Source organism: Acinetobacter sp. YH01011, assembly GCF_013420785.1.
Classification (GTDB): Bacteria; Pseudomonadota; Gammaproteobacteria; order Pseudomonadales; family Moraxellaceae; genus Acinetobacter; species Acinetobacter towneri.
Genome location: NZ_VOYG01000006.1, coordinates 162,186 through 177,698 on the forward strand (window position 1 = coordinate 162,186; position 15,513 = coordinate 177,698).

The 15,513-nt window shown below is 41.0% G+C and carries 16 protein-coding genes; 10 read left to right on the plus strand and 6 right to left on the minus strand.

Translation table 11 applies throughout. From position 1 onward, the window contains the following. Positions 1-81: 81 nt before the first annotated feature. Both FTT78_RS05780 and FTT78_RS05785 read right to left on the minus strand, forming a co-directional pair. Entirely contained in the window at positions 82-495 is a 414-nt protein-coding gene (locus FTT78_RS05780) for a nuclear transport factor 2 family protein (RefSeq protein ID WP_004973337.1), read from the minus strand. Positions 496-635: 140 nt separating this feature from the next. Then, entirely contained in the window at positions 636-2,660 is a 2,025-nt protein-coding gene (locus FTT78_RS05785) for an NADPH-dependent 2,4-dienoyl-CoA reductase (RefSeq protein ID WP_004973335.1), read from the minus strand. A gap of 134 nt (positions 2,661-2,794) precedes the next feature. Here FTT78_RS05785 and FTT78_RS05790 point away from each other — a divergent pair, with 134 nt between their 5' ends. Next, a complete protein-coding gene (locus FTT78_RS05790) occupies positions 2,795-3,346 on the plus strand; it encodes a PadR family transcriptional regulator (protein WP_180043650.1) in 552 nt (183 codons plus the stop codon). Between the two features lie 125 nt (positions 3,347-3,471). Continuing rightward, on the plus strand, positions 3,472-4,380 hold the full coding sequence (locus FTT78_RS05795; RefSeq protein WP_096900864.1) for an alpha/beta fold hydrolase: 909 nt from the start codon (positions 3,472-3,474) through the stop codon (positions 4,378-4,380). A 78-nt stretch (positions 4,381-4,458) separates the two neighbouring features. On the opposite strand, the gene FTT78_RS05800 is transcribed toward FTT78_RS05795, so the two are convergent. Next, complete coding sequence (locus FTT78_RS05800; RefSeq protein ID WP_096900865.1) at positions 4,459-5,700, minus strand: acyl-CoA dehydrogenase; 1,242 nt, start codon at positions 5,698-5,700, stop codon at positions 4,459-4,461. A 264-nt stretch (positions 5,701-5,964) separates the two neighbouring features. Here FTT78_RS05800 and FTT78_RS05805 point away from each other — a divergent pair, with 264 nt between their 5' ends. The 4 genes from FTT78_RS05805 to FTT78_RS05820 all read left to right on the plus strand — a co-directional run bounded on the left by FTT78_RS05805 (position 5,965) and on the right by FTT78_RS05820 (position 8,850). Next, the gene (locus FTT78_RS05805; protein ID WP_004973326.1) at positions 5,965-6,666 is read left to right on the plus strand and encodes an NAD-dependent deacylase; all 702 of its coding nucleotides are present in this window, start codon (positions 5,965-5,967) and stop codon (positions 6,664-6,666) included. 162 nt (positions 6,667-6,828) lie between these two features. Then, positions 6,829-7,911, plus strand: coding sequence for a tRNA (uridine(54)-C5)-methyltransferase TrmA (gene trmA / locus FTT78_RS05810; RefSeq protein ID WP_180043648.1), 1,083 nt, complete (start codon positions 6,829-6,831; stop codon positions 7,909-7,911). Positions 7,912-8,152: 241 nt separating this feature from the next. After that, entirely contained in the window at positions 8,153-8,377 is a 225-nt protein-coding gene (locus tag FTT78_RS05815; RefSeq protein ID WP_004973321.1) for a hypothetical protein, read from the plus strand. Positions 8,378-8,601: 224 nt separating this feature from the next. Further along, a complete protein-coding gene (locus tag FTT78_RS05820; protein ID WP_004973320.1) occupies positions 8,602-8,850 on the plus strand; it encodes a hypothetical protein in 249 nt (82 codons plus the stop codon). Between the two features lie 30 nt (positions 8,851-8,880). Here FTT78_RS05820 and FTT78_RS05825 read toward each other — a convergent pair whose 3' ends face one another. Next, positions 8,881-9,633 carry a phosphodiester glycosidase family protein gene (locus FTT78_RS05825; RefSeq protein WP_225530198.1) on the minus strand — a complete coding sequence of 251 codons (753 nt, stop codon included), beginning with the start codon at positions 9,631-9,633 and terminating at the stop codon, positions 8,881-8,883. 135 nt (positions 9,634-9,768) lie between these two features. Between FTT78_RS05825 and FTT78_RS05830 the strand changes: the two genes are divergently transcribed. Next, positions 9,769-10,302: a lecithin retinol acyltransferase family protein gene (locus FTT78_RS05830; RefSeq protein WP_096900868.1), complete on the plus strand. Its 534-nt coding sequence runs from the start codon at positions 9,769-9,771 to the stop codon at positions 10,300-10,302. A 130-nt stretch (positions 10,303-10,432) separates the two neighbouring features. Here FTT78_RS05830 and FTT78_RS05835 read toward each other — a convergent pair whose 3' ends face one another. Next, entirely contained in the window at positions 10,433-12,157 is a 1,725-nt protein-coding gene (locus FTT78_RS05835; protein WP_154320707.1) for a glutamine--tRNA ligase/YqeY domain fusion protein, read from the minus strand. A 206-nt stretch (positions 12,158-12,363) separates the two neighbouring features. Here FTT78_RS05835 and FTT78_RS05840 point away from each other — a divergent pair, with 206 nt between their 5' ends. Together FTT78_RS05840 and FTT78_RS05845 are read left to right on the plus strand one after the other, a co-directional pair. After that, positions 12,364-12,873, plus strand: a complete 510-nt coding sequence (locus FTT78_RS05840) for a peptidylprolyl isomerase (protein WP_004973310.1) — start codon at positions 12,364-12,366, stop codon at positions 12,871-12,873. 117 nt (positions 12,874-12,990) lie between these two features. Further along, complete coding sequence (locus tag FTT78_RS05845) at positions 12,991-13,710, plus strand: UDP-2,3-diacylglucosamine diphosphatase (RefSeq protein ID WP_180043646.1); 720 nt, start codon at positions 12,991-12,993, stop codon at positions 13,708-13,710. Positions 13,711-13,812: 102 nt separating this feature from the next. Here FTT78_RS05845 and hpaI read toward each other — a convergent pair whose 3' ends face one another. After that, positions 13,813-14,607 (minus strand): 4-hydroxy-2-oxoheptanedioate aldolase, encoded by a 795-nt coding sequence (hpaI, locus tag FTT78_RS05850; protein WP_096900940.1) that lies wholly within the window; start codon positions 14,605-14,607, stop codon positions 13,813-13,815. A gap of 241 nt (positions 14,608-14,848) precedes the next feature. On the opposite strand from hpaI, the gene nfsB reads away from it, so the two are divergent. Next, positions 14,849-15,502: an oxygen-insensitive NAD(P)H nitroreductase gene (gene nfsB, locus FTT78_RS05855; protein WP_004973304.1), complete on the plus strand. Its 654-nt coding sequence runs from the start codon at positions 14,849-14,851 to the stop codon at positions 15,500-15,502. Positions 15,503-15,513 lie beyond the last annotated feature (11 nt).

The following is a 15,513-nucleotide window of genomic DNA, read 5'->3' on the forward strand; positions in this document are numbered from 1 at the left end:
AAGCAATACATGCACTTTCAAGCATGCCAACCCGAAACCGATTTCTATAAAACAACTTCATTGCCATACACACGCGGTATTTTATTTTTCGGTTGGCATAAAGGCAGCCATACGTTGTCCCATTTGCACAGCCAATGCCTCTAAACCACTTTTCGGGCGAATCATCACTTCAAAGTCCACAATTTGTCCTTGTGTATTGAATTGAATCATATCAATTCCTTTAAGTTTTTTATCTCCCACATTGGCGGAAAATTCAAGTACAACATTGCAACCATCTTCAGTATAAAACTCACGGTGATAAGTAAAGTTTTCAAAGACCTGAATTACATTGGTCAAAATAAAAAATACCACTTGTTTACCCGCATAAGGTTGGTACGCTACAGGTGAACGAAACACCACATCATCTGCCAGCAATTCACTCAAAATAGACATATCATGGTTTTGCAGCATTGTATGCCAACGCTGTACCGCTAATTTTGTTGTTTCCAAAGTCATGTTAAGTTCCTTTTTTTTGTTTTGATATTTCATTTCTATGCAGAGTCCCTGAGTGAGACTGAAGCACTGCTGCACTGGGCAGAAGCGATTATTAACTCTCTCCCCAGCCCCCTCCCAAAGGAGAGGGAGAAGGAATTACATTAAATTTTCGCTGCCAATTCAGCACCCTGACGAATTGCACGTTTGGCATCTAACTCGCCTGCTTCTTTCGCCCCACCAATTAAATGCACATTTTTGCCTGCTGCCTGTAATTGCTCATACATGGCGGTGTAAGACTCTTGCCCTGCACAAATCACCACATGATCAACTTCGAGCACTGTACTTTGACCATTGACGGTGATGTGCAAGCCTTGATCATCAATCAGGTCATAACTTGCCCCTGCAATCATTTTAACGTCACGGTTTTTTAAACCTGTACGATGAATCCAGCCTGTTGTTTTACCCAAGCCAGCACCCACGGATGATGCTTTACGTTGCAATAAATAAATTTCACGTGGCGATTCTTCAACTTTTGCTGCTTTTAAACCACCGACATGCGCATAATTGGTATCAATTCCCCATTCATCGTAGAATTTTTCAGGATTTAGACTACCACTTTCACCTTCATGGCTTAAATATTCTGCAGTATCAAAACCAATACCACCAGCGCCAATAATCGCAACACGTTGACCTACAGGCTTACGCTCTTTTAATACCTCAATATAGCTCAGCACTTTAGGGTGATTAATACCTGCGATATCCAATTGACGCGGGGTTACACCTGTTGCCACAACCACATCATCGAAGTCAGCATTGAGCAATTGTTCAAAACTAGCCGTATGATTCAATACCAATTTAATATTCGGTTGCAGCTCAATTTGGCGTTTGAAATAGCGCAAAGTTTCGTAAAACTCTTCTTTACCAGGAATGGTTTTAGCAATATTAAACTGCCCACCAATTTGATTCGATGCTTCAAAAATCGTCACCTGATGCCCACGTTCTGCAGCATAGGTTGCAAAGCTCAAACCTGCAGGCCCTGCACCAATCACCGCAATTTTTTTAGTCTGTGTTGCTTCTTTAAAAATGAGTTCTGTTTCATGGCAAGCACGTGGATTGACCAAACATGAAGCAATCTTCATTGAGAAAATATGGTCTAAACAAGCTTGGTTACAACCAATACATGTGTTGATTTCATCACTGCGACCTTGCTCTGCTTTTTGCACAAAGAAAGCATCTGCCAACATTGGACGTGCCATCGATACCATATCGGCATGTCCTGCAGCCAAAACATGCTCAGCCATTTCAGGGGTGTTAATACGGTTTGAAGTGATCAGTGGCACTTTAACCAAACCTTTTAATTTCTCTGTCACCCATGTAAAAGCTGCGCGAGGGACTTTGGTAGCAATGGTTGGGATACGTGCTTCATGCCAGCCAATCCCTGTATTGATAATGGTTGCACCTGCTTTTTCAATCGCTTGTGCCAATTGCACCACTTCTTCAAAACTCGAACCGCCTTCGACTAAATCCAACATCGACAAGCGGTAAATAATAATAAAGTTTTCACCCACTTCTGCACGGGTACGTTTAACAATTTCAATTGGGAAACGAATACGGTTTTCATAACTGCCGCCCCATTCATCATCACGATGGTTGGTACGCGCAACAATAAACTCATTAATTAAATAGCCTTCCGAACCCATGATTTCGACACCATCATAGCCTGCGTATTGTGCCAATTTGGCACAATTCACAAAGTCGGCAATGGTTTGCTGTACTTCTGCCGATGTTAGTGCATGTGGTTTACTTGGGTTAATCGGTGCCTGAATTGCTGACGGTGCGACAATATCGGGCTGATAGGAATAACGTCCCGTATGTAAAATCTGTAAAGCAATTTTGCCGCCTGCATCATGCACAGCCTGAGTCACCACTTTATGTTTTTCTGCTTCTTGACGAGTATCAAGTTTATTGCCGCCCGCAAAGGTTAAGCCTGCATCATTCGGTGAAATACCACCTGTTACAATCAGCCCAACGCCACCTTTGGCACGCTCTGCATAAAAAGCCGCCATACGTTCGTACCCACCCGGTGCTTCTTCTAGTCCAACGTGCATTGAACCCATTAAGACCCGATTTTTTAAAGTGGTAAAGCCTAAATCTAAAGGCGCAAGTAAATGTGGATAGTCAGACATAGAATCTCCCTGCTGGCAAAAATGCTGGCTGTTTTATGCTTAATGCAACTTGTTGCATACTTTTATATTCTAGATTTAATTTTTATGCAACATGTTGCATAATTAAAGCTGAAAAAAATAAAGTTGCTCTGTTTATGTCGCTCGCTCACGTTTTATTGACCAGTTTAATTGAAAAACCCAGTAACGGTATTGAATTGGCACGCCGTTTTGACCGCTCTATGGGGTTTTTCTGGAATGCGACCCATCAACAAATTTATCGCGAACTAAATACAATGCTGAAAAAAGGTTGGATTTCAACCTTAGAAGATGAAGATTCTAGCAGTCGTAGCAAAACCTATCAGGTAGAAGCTTTGGGGCGGCATGAACTGGCAAACTGGATGGTCGAGCAAAGCCCGCCTGCACAATTACGCGAAGAACTTATGGTACGTTTACGTGCCGAAGCCCAACTTGGCGGCAACAGCGTCTTACCCGAACTAGAACGACATTTGCTGCTTCACAAAGCCAAGTTGCACACCTATCAACAGATTTTTGCCAAAGACTTTAGCCAAGCACCTGCGAACAACCGTACCCTGTATATTCATAAAGTGATTTTGCAGCTAGGGATAGATCAGGAAATTGGCTGGATTGAATGGCTAGAAAATGTGATTCCTGAACTGAAAAAGTTTGATGCCGAAGCCTCATCTTAAAAGTATATTTTTAAGTAATAGCAACCACATCAATGTGAAATCAGGGTTGCTCACCATACAGAAATGATCAGGCTATGCTATAAAGAATAACGCATCTTTAATTACAACCATGCAAGGAAATGCTGATGCCTTTTTACCGCATGCCCGATGGCGAAGCTCTATTTGTACGTGAATTTGGTCAAGGTGAGCCTGTGGTTGTGCTTTCAGGTTTAGGCATGCACAGTTGGCAATGGTTGCCATTTCTGTATCAACATAAAAAGCAGTATCGTTTTATTATTCCAGACTGGCGTGGTTTTGGGGGTTCAAACCTGTGTGCCGTTCCAGAACTGGATGCTATTTCGAGCCATTGGCAAGATTTAAACAGTCTGCTTCAACAACAGAACCTGCAACAATTTAAACTGATTGGCTATTCCATGGGGGCAACCACTGCCATGCATGGCATGCAATATGGACAATTGGCTGCGCATTTAAGCAGTTATTTACAAATTGACCAAGCACCAAAAATTGGGGTAGATGAAAACTGGCCTTATGGCTTATTTGGCAATCAACATCAACAATTTAAACAGTTATTGATTCATCTGTCCGAGTTTTTACATGATCACGCGCAATATACTGATATTCAACAAATGGATGTGTTGCAGCGTAAAAACTTAGTCGAACTTTGGCTAGAATTTATAGAATTACAAGCCAGCAATAAAATCAGTCCGTTTTTATTTAAACTGGCCGTCAAACGTCCTGTTTTACAACGCTATATTTTACCTACACAGCGTTTAGATTATTTACGCTGGTATATCGACAATTATTTACACCATCAGGAAGATTATCGTGAGGCTTTAACTCAACTGGGTTGTCCGACAGTCTTTTTTACAGGCGCACAATCGACCTTGTATGCGGCAGAAGGACAACGTCAAGTGGTAGAAGCTATGCCGAATGCGAAACAAGTCATATTTCACCAATCTGGGCATACCCCTTTACTGACCGAACCGTTGAAATTTAATCAGGAAATTAGCCAATTTTTAAAACTAAACAGCTAAAGTAAAACGGTGGAAAATGTGGTTTGCAATATTTTCCACCGTAGCATCATTAGACCTAGATTTAGTTTAGATCTAGATTTAATTGGCAAAAGCCGCGATACCCGTTTGCGCACGACCTAAAATTAGCGCATGCACATCGTGCGTCCCTTCATAGGTATTCACGACTTCCAAATTGACCAAATGCCGCGCCACGCCATATTCATCACTGATACCATTCCCACCAAGCATATCGCGCGCCATACGAGCAATTTCTAAGGCCTTGCCACAGTTGTTGCGTTTAATCAGCGAAGTACCTTCGAGTGAAGCAATACCCTCATCTTTCATACGACCAAAACGTAAAGCAATTTGTAAACCCAGCGCGATTTCGGTTTGCATATCGGCAAGTTTCTTTTGAATGAGCTGATTGGTCGCCAAAGGACGTCCGAACTGAATCCGATCCATCGTATATTGATGCGCAGTATGCCAACAAAACTCAGCCGCACCCATAGCACCCCAAGCAATGCCATAACGTGCACTATTTAAACAAGTGAACGGCCCTTTTAAACCACGCACTTCAGGTAACATATTTTCTTCAGGCACAAAAACATTGTCCATGACAATTTCACCTGTGATTGAAGCGCGTAAACCAACCTTGCCTTGAATGATTGGTGCAGAAAGTCCATCCCAACCTTTTTCTAAAATAAAACCGCGAATATCACCCACTTGCCCATCTGCTGAAACTTCTTTTGCCCACACCACAAATACATCGGCAATTGGACTATTGGTAATCCACATTTTCGCACCGTGTAAACGATAACCGCCTGCAACTTTATGTGCTCTGCTGTTCATACTGCCAGGGTCGGAGCCAAAATCAGGTTCAGTCAGACCAAAACATCCGATCCATTCACCCGAAGCGAGTTTGGGTAAATATTTTTGTTTTTGTGCTTCACTGCCAAACTCATAAATTGGCACCATCACCAATGAACTTTGCACACTTGCCATTGAACGATAACCTGAATCGACCCGTTCAATTTCACGTGAAATTAGCCCATAACTCACATAATTTAAACCTGCACCGCCATATTGTTCAGGTATGGTTGAGCCTAACAAACCAAGCTCACCCATTTCACGGAAGATGCTGCGATCTACCGTTTCATGTCTAAACTGATCACGTACCCGCGGCAGTAATTTTTCCTGACAATAAGCATAGGCACTATCACGAATCATACGTTCGGTTTCAGTCAATTGCTGTTCAAGCAAAAAAGGATCTTTCCAATCAAATTTCACTTTTTCACTGTGAGTTGCAGGCGTGTGATTTGGCGATGGATTGTGTTGTGACATGGCATCCTCTGCACATTATTATAGGTTCTGGTTCATCAATATTTGATTTTGTAGCGTCATACTACTTTACTTTATGTTCTATCATTAAAATGAAATAACAAGCAATAAAAAGTGAACTTTGATTCAATTATTCAGCAAAGTTATAGACAGCACTAAACTTTCACATATTTAGATACTTAAAATTCTGAAAAAATGAGCTGTAGATTTGTGTTTCTATTTTCGGCACTTATACTCAAATCTAACCATCCATCAAGAGAATAAAACATGCGTAAATTAGTAGTTTTTTCGGGTGCAGGTATGAGCGCAGAAAGTGGAATCAACACCTTTAGAGATGGTGATGGCTTATGGGAAAAACATCGCGTGGAGGATGTCGCAAGTCCTGAAGCATGGGCAAGGAATCCTGAATTAGTCCAACGCTTTTATAATGAACGTCGTAAAAACATTCTTAATGCGCAGCCTAACTTGGCGCATCGCTTAATTGCTGAACTTGAAGATGATTTTGATGTACAAGTGATCACCCAAAATATTGATGATTTGCATGAACGTGCAGGCAGTTCAGAAGTTTTGCATTTACACGGCAATATTCGTTTAGCCAAAAGCTCAGGGCCTCATGCACAATACACGACAGAATTTTTTCCAATTGAAGGTGACTCGCTGAACTTGCAACAGGATCTTTGCCCACAAGGCTATCCTTTACGTCCGCATGTGGTCTGGTTTGGCGAAGCAGTTCCTGCCTATGAAGAAGCACTGGATTTGATTCAAGATGCCGATATTTTTATTGTGATTGGTACAAGTTTGGTGGTGTACCCTGTTGCTGGATTAGTACACGAAATTCCTGCAAATTGTCAGGCTTATTATATTGACCCAAAAGCCATGCAAGCCCAACTTCCTGCTCAATTTCAACGGATTTCCAAAACTGCCACTGAGGGCATGCAGCAATTGTTCGATCAATTACATCAAGTTTAAAGTAATTACAGTATCTAAATTTTTCCACTTGTAAGATGTCATCAACATGCTTAGGCTATTTTGACATCTTGCAGGATTGCATCATTTTCATAATAGTTTTAGGTATCTCTTTAAAACTTTGTTACCATCGCTCTTTCTCTGTGTTTGTGATGTTTACTGCATATGACCTCATCTTATCAGCAACAACTTGATGCAAAAGTTGCCCGTATTTCTGCCCAATTTGCCGAATATAACCCGCCTGCCTTGCAAGTATTTGCCTCACCAGAACACAACTACCGTATACGGGCAGAGTTCCGAATTTGGCATATTGAAGATGATCTGTTTTATGCCATGTTTGAACGCAGTGAAGATAAGCAGAAAAAAGTTATTCGTGTAGATGAGTTTCCGATTGCAGACCGCAGCATTAACTTATTAATGCCAAAGCTGTTAGCCGCCCTGAAAGCCGATCCCGTATTATCGGCTCGTTTATTTGAAGTGCATTTTTTAGCGACTTTAAGTGGCGAAATGTTGGTTTCACTGCTTTATCACCGCAAACTTGAATCTGATTGGGAGCCTGCAGCCCAAGCTTTGAGCAAAGCATTAAACATTAAACTGATTGGACGCAGCCGTGGGCAAAAATTCGTGCTATCCGATGAGTATGTAGTTGAACAATTACAGGTTTTTGAGCGCACTTATACCTATAAGCAAATTGAAAGCAGCTTTACCCAGCCAAACGCGCAAGTTTGCCAAAAAATGCTGGAATGGGCATGTACGGTTGCCGAACATTCTGAGCAAGATTTATTAGAACTTTATTGTGGTAATGGTAACTTTACCCTGCCGCTATCGACTCGTTTCCGTCGTGTACTTGCCACAGAACTGGCTAAATCTTCGGTATATGCAGCGCAGTGGAATATTGAACAAAACCAGATTGAGAATATTCAAGTGGCACGCTTATCGGCTGAAGAGTTTACTCAAGCCTATAACGGTGAGCGTGAATTCCGCCGCTTGCAAGAAGCGAACATTGATCTTGCAAGTTATGATTTTGATACGGTCTTTGTCGATCCGCCACGCGCAGGAATTGATGATGCAACCTTAAAACTCCTACAGCGTTTTAAGCGTATTATTTATATTTCGTGCAACCCAGACACATTGCATGACAATTTAAAAACCTTGTGTCAAAACCATAAAGTGACGCAATTTGCACTGTTTGATCAATTCCCATACACCCATCATGTTGAGTCGGGTGTTTTACTGGAAAAGATTTAAACAATTTGTTGCATTATTCTTCAATATTTACAAGTTCTCCTTTTTAGCACTTGTAAATATTATGATGTAAATGAATCAGTTAAAGCATTACAAGCCCTTTAACTGTCATAATTTCGTTAAAAAAATGCAATATCATCGAAAATTCTGCAACTCGATTGCTGCTTTTATCACTTAGGTCGACTTGATTTATTTTTTATATTGGCTATATTTCGATCTATGTTAGGTTGTGAATGAAGGCTCTATGAGTTTTTGGCAAAAGTTGTTCTCTACAGAACAGCAAAACGAGCATAAAAATCAAATTGCTTGTGTTGAAAATGATTGCTCTTGCAAGACAAATGAACAACTTCTCGAAGCTTTAACCAAAGCCACAGATGAAGATGTCATTATCGGGATTAAGAAGGTTCTCGCTTCGCGAGGTTATAGCCGCAAAGAGTTGAATGAACTCCAGCATCTACCATTCCAGTAATGGAATATGATAAAAAAGGCATTTAGTTGAACTAAGTGCCTTTTTTAATGGCTGCATATATATTAGAACGATAAATTTTATAAATCGCGACACGTGCTTGAACTTGCACAAAAACGCTAATCTTTTCAAACGCAGTCAATCATATCTTCATAATCATGCGCTAATATTTCTACACATAATCATTACACCAATAAATTCGAATTATTCAAACAGAGAAAATGACAATGAAAAAAACTAGCCTTAGCTGTCTTGCCCTACTCAGCCTAAGTTTAACAGCCTGTAGCCCAATGCCGAAAGAATGTGCCGAAACTTGGGAGAAAATGGAAAGTTTTGCTAAAAACATGGGTATTTCAGATGAGCAACTTAAACAACAAAAAAAGCAATTTGAAAATGAAGTCAAACAAATGAAAAGCGAAGAAGCAGTCAAAATCTGCAGGATGCAAGGCACAGCCTTAGGTTTTATTGGACAATAAATTCAGCCAAGCCAAAACCAAATTCCAATGTTAGGGTTTACAGCCTTGATGATCTATATAAGCTAAAATTGGACCTAAATTGCGATGTGGATGAGTATGACGTTGTAATTGCGGAATATACGCTGTAGAAATCGAACCATCTAAATACAAGGCATTTGGCGTTTGCAGCTCATCTTTAAAAAAGGTGGCAAATTGATGAAAAGTTACGGGCGTCTTGCTAATCACAAAGTACAGGCTTTGGTCTTTTAACCCAACCCCATTTCTAATTTTATAAGAAGTACTGTCTGCCAAAAAACGTGAATTTAACTGGCGATTAATAACTAACATTGGGCCAGACTGTGTCGCATACTGCGCTTTGAACGCTTGATTGGCATATTGTTGGGTTGTTCCTAAAAACACCCGTTGATGATTCCACGCCAGTACACCATTGGGCTGAATTAAAAAATTCCCCCATCCCTGTTGCTGTCGGTTCAGCTTTTTAAGTTGTCGTCCTTGTTCCACATACAAACCCACAGGCGAATAATCTGGATGAAACATGCCTGCATTCATGGCAAATTGCATGTTTTCACAAGACTGTAGATTTTTTTGTAGTTGTGAAATTTGCAGATATGGTTTCCCTTGCCGATCTTTCAGATATAAGCCTAACTGTGACAACTGTGTCACTTCCACCACATCTGCATTGATTTTACTGTTGTTAACCGTCCATGCGCGAATTTCCGCTTGTGCAGTAGGCGTGCAGAATAAATAACAGAGCAATAAGCACTTCCACCGAGAACAAAACATTATCATCTCCATACCTGCTATGTTACAAATTGTGCATATAACTGAATGGGTTATCGCATATTTGCTTCAGACGCAGTACACTATAAAACCTGATTTCTTTTCTCTACTCATGTTACTTTATTGGTCAAGCGTACGATGCTCAAGCAGAAAACACGATTTCCTTTAGGGGCACATTTAATTGTGAAACACTTCGGCTATAGCCATCATGGTATCTATGCCGGGCGTGGTCGCGTGATTCACTATTCGGGTTTTGCACATCTTTTTAAAAAACACCCGATTGAAATGACCAGTATTGAAAAGTTTAGTCACGGCAAAAATATTATTGTGCAGTCGTATCATGCGCCCAAGTATAAAGGCCGCAAAGTGGTACGCCGTATGCGCTCCAGAATGCATGAAAACAATTATCATCTGATTATGAATAACTGTGAACATTTATGCACTTGGGCAATTACAGGTGTGGAAAGCAGCCCGCAAGTATTTAAGATGATGGATCGTTTAACCACCATTGGTTATGTCAGTTCATTGATGAGTTATATGAACAGTATGATGCTGACCCTGACCACCACTTGCTTTGCTTTAGTGCTCTATATTAAGAAGAAACTACGCGATAAAGCCAAAATGCAGTTACCGCAAATCCTGATGAAGCAGGAACAGCATAAAAACCGCTAATCGCAGTCATTTTAGCGACACTGTATATCTCACAAAATATTCTATAAACCTCAAATAGATAAAACCAAAAGCCCAACCTGAATTGATCAAGTTGGGCTTTCAAGTTGCAAGCTAAAACTTAAATAAGGTGTTACTTGCCAGGTTTGAAGCTGTCTTTTAAGTCTAAAATGCGGTTAAACACTGGTTTTTCCGCACTGTGATCATACTGATCTGCAACAAAATAACCTTCACGTTCAAATTGGAAACGATCTTCTGGTTGTGCTGTTGCCAATGCAGGTTCAACAATGGCTTGTACCACAGTCAACGATTCGGGGTTTAAATTCGCCAAGAAATCATCACCCACTTCTGGATCAGACTCAGTAAATAAGCGATCATATAAACGAACTTCTGCCGCAACGCCTTTACTTGCAGATACCCAGTGAATCACGCCTTTGACTTTACGACCTTCTGGGTTTTTGCCCAAAGTTTCAGGGTCAATTGAACATTTCAGCTCAATGACTTCGCCGTTAGCATCTTTAATCACTTCATCACACTTGATTACATAAGCATGGCGTAGACGCACCTCACCTTCTGGCACTAAACGCTTGAAACCTTTAGGCGGCACTTCTTCAAAGTCTTTACGGTCAATATAAATTTCAGAAGTCAGTGGAATGCTACGCTCGCCCATATCTACATTTGGATGACGTGCATGGACTAAATCCAGTGCTTCAGGCAAATTGGTCAAAGTCACTTTAAGTGGATTCAACACCGCCATGCCACGCGCTGCAGTATTTTCTAAAGATTGACGGATGCAATATTCAAGCATTGCCACATCCACAATACCATCCGACTTTGACACACCTACACGCTTACAGAAATCACGCAAACCTTCTGGTGTAAAGCCACGACGACGCATACCTACCACTGTTGGCATACGTGGGTCATCCCAACCATTCACAAAACCGCCTTCAACCAATTTACGCAATTTACGCTTAGATGTGATGGTGTAATCAATATTCAAACGGCTAGATTCATACTGACGCGGCACAGCCTCGGATTTCACCTTTTCCACCACCCAATCATAGAATGGACGATGGTCTTGGAATTCTAAAGTACATAGTGAATGAGTAATGCCTTCAATGGCATCTGATAATGGATGCGCATAATCATACATTGGGTACATTTTCCATTTATCGCCCGTTTGGTGATGCGATGAATGTAAAACACGATACAAAATCGGATCACGCATGTGTACGTTTGGTGAAGCCATATCAATTTTGGCACGGAGTACTGCCTGACCTTCGCCTAATTCACCATTGCGCATTTTTTCAAATAAAGCCAAGTTTTCTGCTACTGGCGTATCACGATATGGCGAATTTTTACCCGGCTCTACAAAAGAACCACGATTGAGCTTAATCTCATCAGGGGTTTGCAAATCGACATAAGCATCGCCTTGTTCGATCAGCTGAATTGCCCATGTATATAATTGATCGAAATAGCTTGATGCATAGCGTGGTTCGCCATTCCACTCAAAACCCAGCCATTTCACGTCATTGGCAATACCATCAACATATTCTTGTTCTTCTGCATCTGGGTTGGTGTCATCAAAACGTAAGTTACACACCCCTTGATATTCTTGTGCGATGCCAAAGTTCAAGCAAATTGCTTTCACGTGACCAATATGCAAATAACCATTCGGCTCAGGTGGAAAACGTGTCACCACCTGCTGAGTGCGACCCGCCGCAATATCATCGGTAATGACTTGACGTATAAAGTCTAAGCCCGGCTGTTGTTCTTGCTGCACAGCATCGACAGAGGCATTTGAACTTGGTGTCGGGGTGTTTGGCAGAGATGCAACAACATCATTTGGCTTCATAGCAATAAAATCACTTCTAAAATAAAATTGGATAAACTAGGTTACAGAAACTTCAGTAGTGAAGCATACATCACCCATTAGAACGCTTTTCCTTGTTTTTAACAAAGAAAATAACGTTTTTACTTGCCTTGTAGTTTACAGTTTGCTTATGCTTCTCTCAACCAAAAAACCCATGGCATTCGTGTCCATGTTTAGGAGATTACACAATGAGTTTTCCTCAAGTCGAATTAAACACCAATAAAGGTCGTATTGTTTTAGAATTGAACGCTGAAAAAGCACCAATTACAGTTGCTAACTTCTTAGAATACGTTCGTGATGGTTTTTATGACGGCGTAATTTTCCACCGTGTTATTGATGGTTTCATGATCCAAGGCGGTGGCATGGATGAAAACTTCAAAGAAAAAGCAACACGTGATGCGATTGAAAACGAAGCTGACAACGGCTTAAGCAACGATGTTGGTACAATTGCAATGGCTCGTACCCAAGCACCTCACTCTGCTTCTGCACAGTTCTTCATTAACGTAAAAAATAACTCTTTCTTAAACCACACAGGCAAAACTGCACAAGGTTGGGGTTATGCCGTGTTTGGTAAAGTTGTTGAAGGTATGGACGTTGTAGATGCAATTAAAGGCGTGCGTACTGGCAACCGTGGTTATCACGCAGATGTTCCACTAGAAAATGTGGTGATTGAATCTGCAAAAATCATTGCTGAATAAGAATCTTACCCGACCTCGCTTACGCACATCATTTTAAAGTACTGCTTTAAAATTCGTTTAGGGAGGAGAAATCCCTCTTTTAAAAGAGGGATTTCGGGAGATTCCAAGGAATAATTCGTGACCTATCTGTTTATCGCAGATTTACACTTGTCACCAAATCACCCTCGACTTGTTCGGGGGTTTTTAGATTTGCTAGACGCTTATCAAAATAAAAACACCCAACTGTATATTTTAGGCGACTGGTTTAATGCATGGATTGGCGATGATTACACCGCAGCGTGGCTCGATGAAGTTGTTGCACGTTTAAAGCAATTTAGCCAAGCAGGTAATCAAATTTACTTTATTGTCGGCAATCGTGATTTCGCTTTGGGTCAGAAATTTTTAGATCAGTTTTCAGGACAACTCCTGCCCGATGTGTACACGCTGCATATTGGTTCTCAACAGGTACGTTTAGAACATGGCGATGCACTGTGTACCGATGATGTGTCCTATCAAAAATTCCGTAAAATCATTCGCAATCCCATCATTTTAGGGATTTTAAAGAAAACACCTTTGGCTTTTCGGCAAAAACTTGCACAAGGTTTCCGCAAAAAAAGTCAGCAAGCCAATCAAGTCAAAAGTTATGACGTCATGGACGTAAATGCAGATGCTGTGTCACAAGCCTTGCAGCATGCAGATGTGTTAATTCATGGGCATACGCATCGTCCAAATATTCACAATGAACACGGCAAACCTAGAATTGTATTAGGCGATTGGCGCACAGATGCTGCACAAATTTTAGTAGTTGAACCAAATCAAGTCTTAGCAACTTGGCAACTGAGTCATTGGAACTATTAAGCGCAACATCTTTACATAAAAATAATAGATACAACACTAAAGGTACTTAGCTAAACATAGCTAACTAAAACCTCTTTAGCCAAAATCTCTTCAGCTAGCAGATTAATACCCACCTTCCGTTTTAATCACTTCGGCATCAGCTTTATATTTAGCCAACAACTCACGCAGCGAAGTCATCAACACACTGGTATCTACCCCAACTGCCACAAATTCTGTGCCTAAATCCAAATACTTTTGTGTCACTTCATGTTGGGTCGATAAAATCCCTGCTGCTTTGCCTGCTGCACGAATCCGTTGAATCGCATCGACCACAGCGGCTTGTACTTCTGGATGGTTCGGATTGCCTTCATAACCCATCGTGGCAGATAAATCCACCGCACCAATAAACACCCCATCAATCCCATCGACTTGTAAAATAGCATCCAGATTTTCTAAACCTGTGACCGATTCAATTTGAATGAGCAAACAAATATTTTCATGCGCTGTCGCGTAATAATTTGGAATACTGTTCCAGCGAGTTGCACGTGCTAAAGCTGCGCCTACGCCGCGAATACCTTCAGGTGGATAACGTACCGCTTTGACCATCAACTCAGCGTGTTCAACGCTTTCAACCATAGGAATCAGCAAAGTTTGTACGCCAATATCCAACAGTTGTTTAATGAGTTGCACACTGCCAATCGGCGGGCGCACCACCGCTTGAGAGGGATAAGCCGCAATACTTTGTAATTGTGACAAAGTGGTTCTTAAATCACTCGGTGCATGTTCCCCATCAATTAAAAGCCAGTCATAGCCTGCATTGGCAGCAATTTCAGTACCATACGCATCTGCTAAACCTACCCATAAGCCAATTTGCTGCTGAGTTTTTAATTTACGCTTAAAATAATTGATATATTCCATCCATACACCTTTGGGATGCACCATGCTCAAGTTTATATTTAACGCCTATTTGCTATAAACAACCAATAGTGAAAACGTCTTGCATGATTGAATTTAACACTAAGTTTAAAGATGTTTATGTCGTGCTCATCTCATCTTAACCGCATAAATAGCACATGGATTCATTCCGTTAGCATAGCGAGGCATGTTAAGCTTTTGGCGCACACCTGCCCCAAATATAGTCTTTAAATGGAGATGATTCATGGATTTGCTCAACGTTGCACAAACTCGTTATACGACCAAAGCCTATGATGCGAGTCGCACTATTCCTGCAGAACAATTTGAGCGTTTATTAGAAATTCTGCGTTTAGCACCATCTTCCATTAATATTCAGCCGTGGCATTTTTTTATTGCAGATCGCCCTGAAGCCAAACAACGTATTGCTAAAGCTTTAGTTGGAAAGTACGCCTATAACGCCCCTAAAGTTTTAGATGCTTCGCATACCATTTTATTTTGCACCAAAGCTGACATTAGCGAATTACATTTAGAAAACCTGCTTAATCAGGATGCTGCTAGTGGACGCTTTAAAGATGAAGCCGCTAAACAAGGTCAGAAAGACAGCCGCACAGGTTATGTCGATTACTACCGCAATGAAAAAGGCGATATTCAGCGTTGGGCAGAAAATCAAACCTTTATTGCACTCGGACAAATGCTTTTGGCTGCAGGCATTGAAGGAATTGACGCAACGCCAATTGGTGGTTTTGATGAAGCAATTTTAACTCAAGAACTGCAACTAACTGAGCAAGGACTGATTCCTTCGGTTTTATTGTGTTTAGGCTATCGTAGTGAACAAGATTTTAATGCCAAACTGCCAAAATCACGCCTTGATAAACGTGAGATTTTCACGCAACTGTAAAACAAACATGC

Excerpts from the sequence above, each read along its gene's own strand:
- FTT78_RS05825 (WP_225530198.1), bottom strand. The coding sequence starts at position 9,633 with ATGTTTTGTTCTCGGTGGAAGTGCTTATTGCTCTGTTATTTATTCTGC.
- FTT78_RS05800 (WP_096900865.1), bottom strand. The coding sequence starts at position 5,700 with ATGTCACAACACAATCCATCGCCAAATCACACGCCTGCAACTCACAGT.
- FTT78_RS05840 (WP_004973310.1), top strand. The coding sequence starts at position 12,364 with ATGAGTTTTCCTCAAGTCGAATTAAACACCAATAAAGGTCGTATTGTT.
- FTT78_RS05785 (WP_004973335.1), bottom strand. The coding sequence starts at position 2,660 with ATGTCTGACTATCCACATTTACTTGCGCCTTTAGATTTAGGCTTTACC.
- FTT78_RS05815 (WP_004973321.1), top strand. The coding sequence starts at position 8,153 with ATGAGTTTTTGGCAAAAGTTGTTCTCTACAGAACAGCAAAACGAGCAT.
- FTT78_RS05830 (WP_096900868.1), top strand. The coding sequence starts at position 9,769 with ATGCTCAAGCAGAAAACACGATTTCCTTTAGGGGCACATTTAATTGTG.
- hpaI (WP_096900940.1), bottom strand. The coding sequence starts at position 14,607 with ATGGAATATATCAATTATTTTAAGCGTAAATTAAAAACTCAGCAGCAA.
- nfsB (WP_004973304.1), top strand. The coding sequence starts at position 14,849 with ATGGATTTGCTCAACGTTGCACAAACTCGTTATACGACCAAAGCCTAT.
- FTT78_RS05780 (WP_004973337.1), bottom strand. The coding sequence starts at position 495 with ATGACTTTGGAAACAACAAAATTAGCGGTACAGCGTTGGCATACAATG.
- trmA (WP_180043648.1), top strand. The coding sequence starts at position 6,829 with ATGACCTCATCTTATCAGCAACAACTTGATGCAAAAGTTGCCCGTATT.
- FTT78_RS05795 (WP_096900864.1), top strand. The coding sequence starts at position 3,472 with ATGCCTTTTTACCGCATGCCCGATGGCGAAGCTCTATTTGTACGTGAA.
- FTT78_RS05790 (WP_180043650.1), top strand. The coding sequence starts at position 2,795 with ATGTCGCTCGCTCACGTTTTATTGACCAGTTTAATTGAAAAACCCAGT.
- FTT78_RS05820 (WP_004973320.1), top strand. The coding sequence starts at position 8,602 with ATGAAAAAAACTAGCCTTAGCTGTCTTGCCCTACTCAGCCTAAGTTTA.
- FTT78_RS05805 (WP_004973326.1), top strand. The coding sequence starts at position 5,965 with ATGCGTAAATTAGTAGTTTTTTCGGGTGCAGGTATGAGCGCAGAAAGT.
- FTT78_RS05835 (WP_154320707.1), bottom strand. The coding sequence starts at position 12,157 with ATGAAGCCAAATGATGTTGTTGCATCTCTGCCAAACACCCCGACACCA.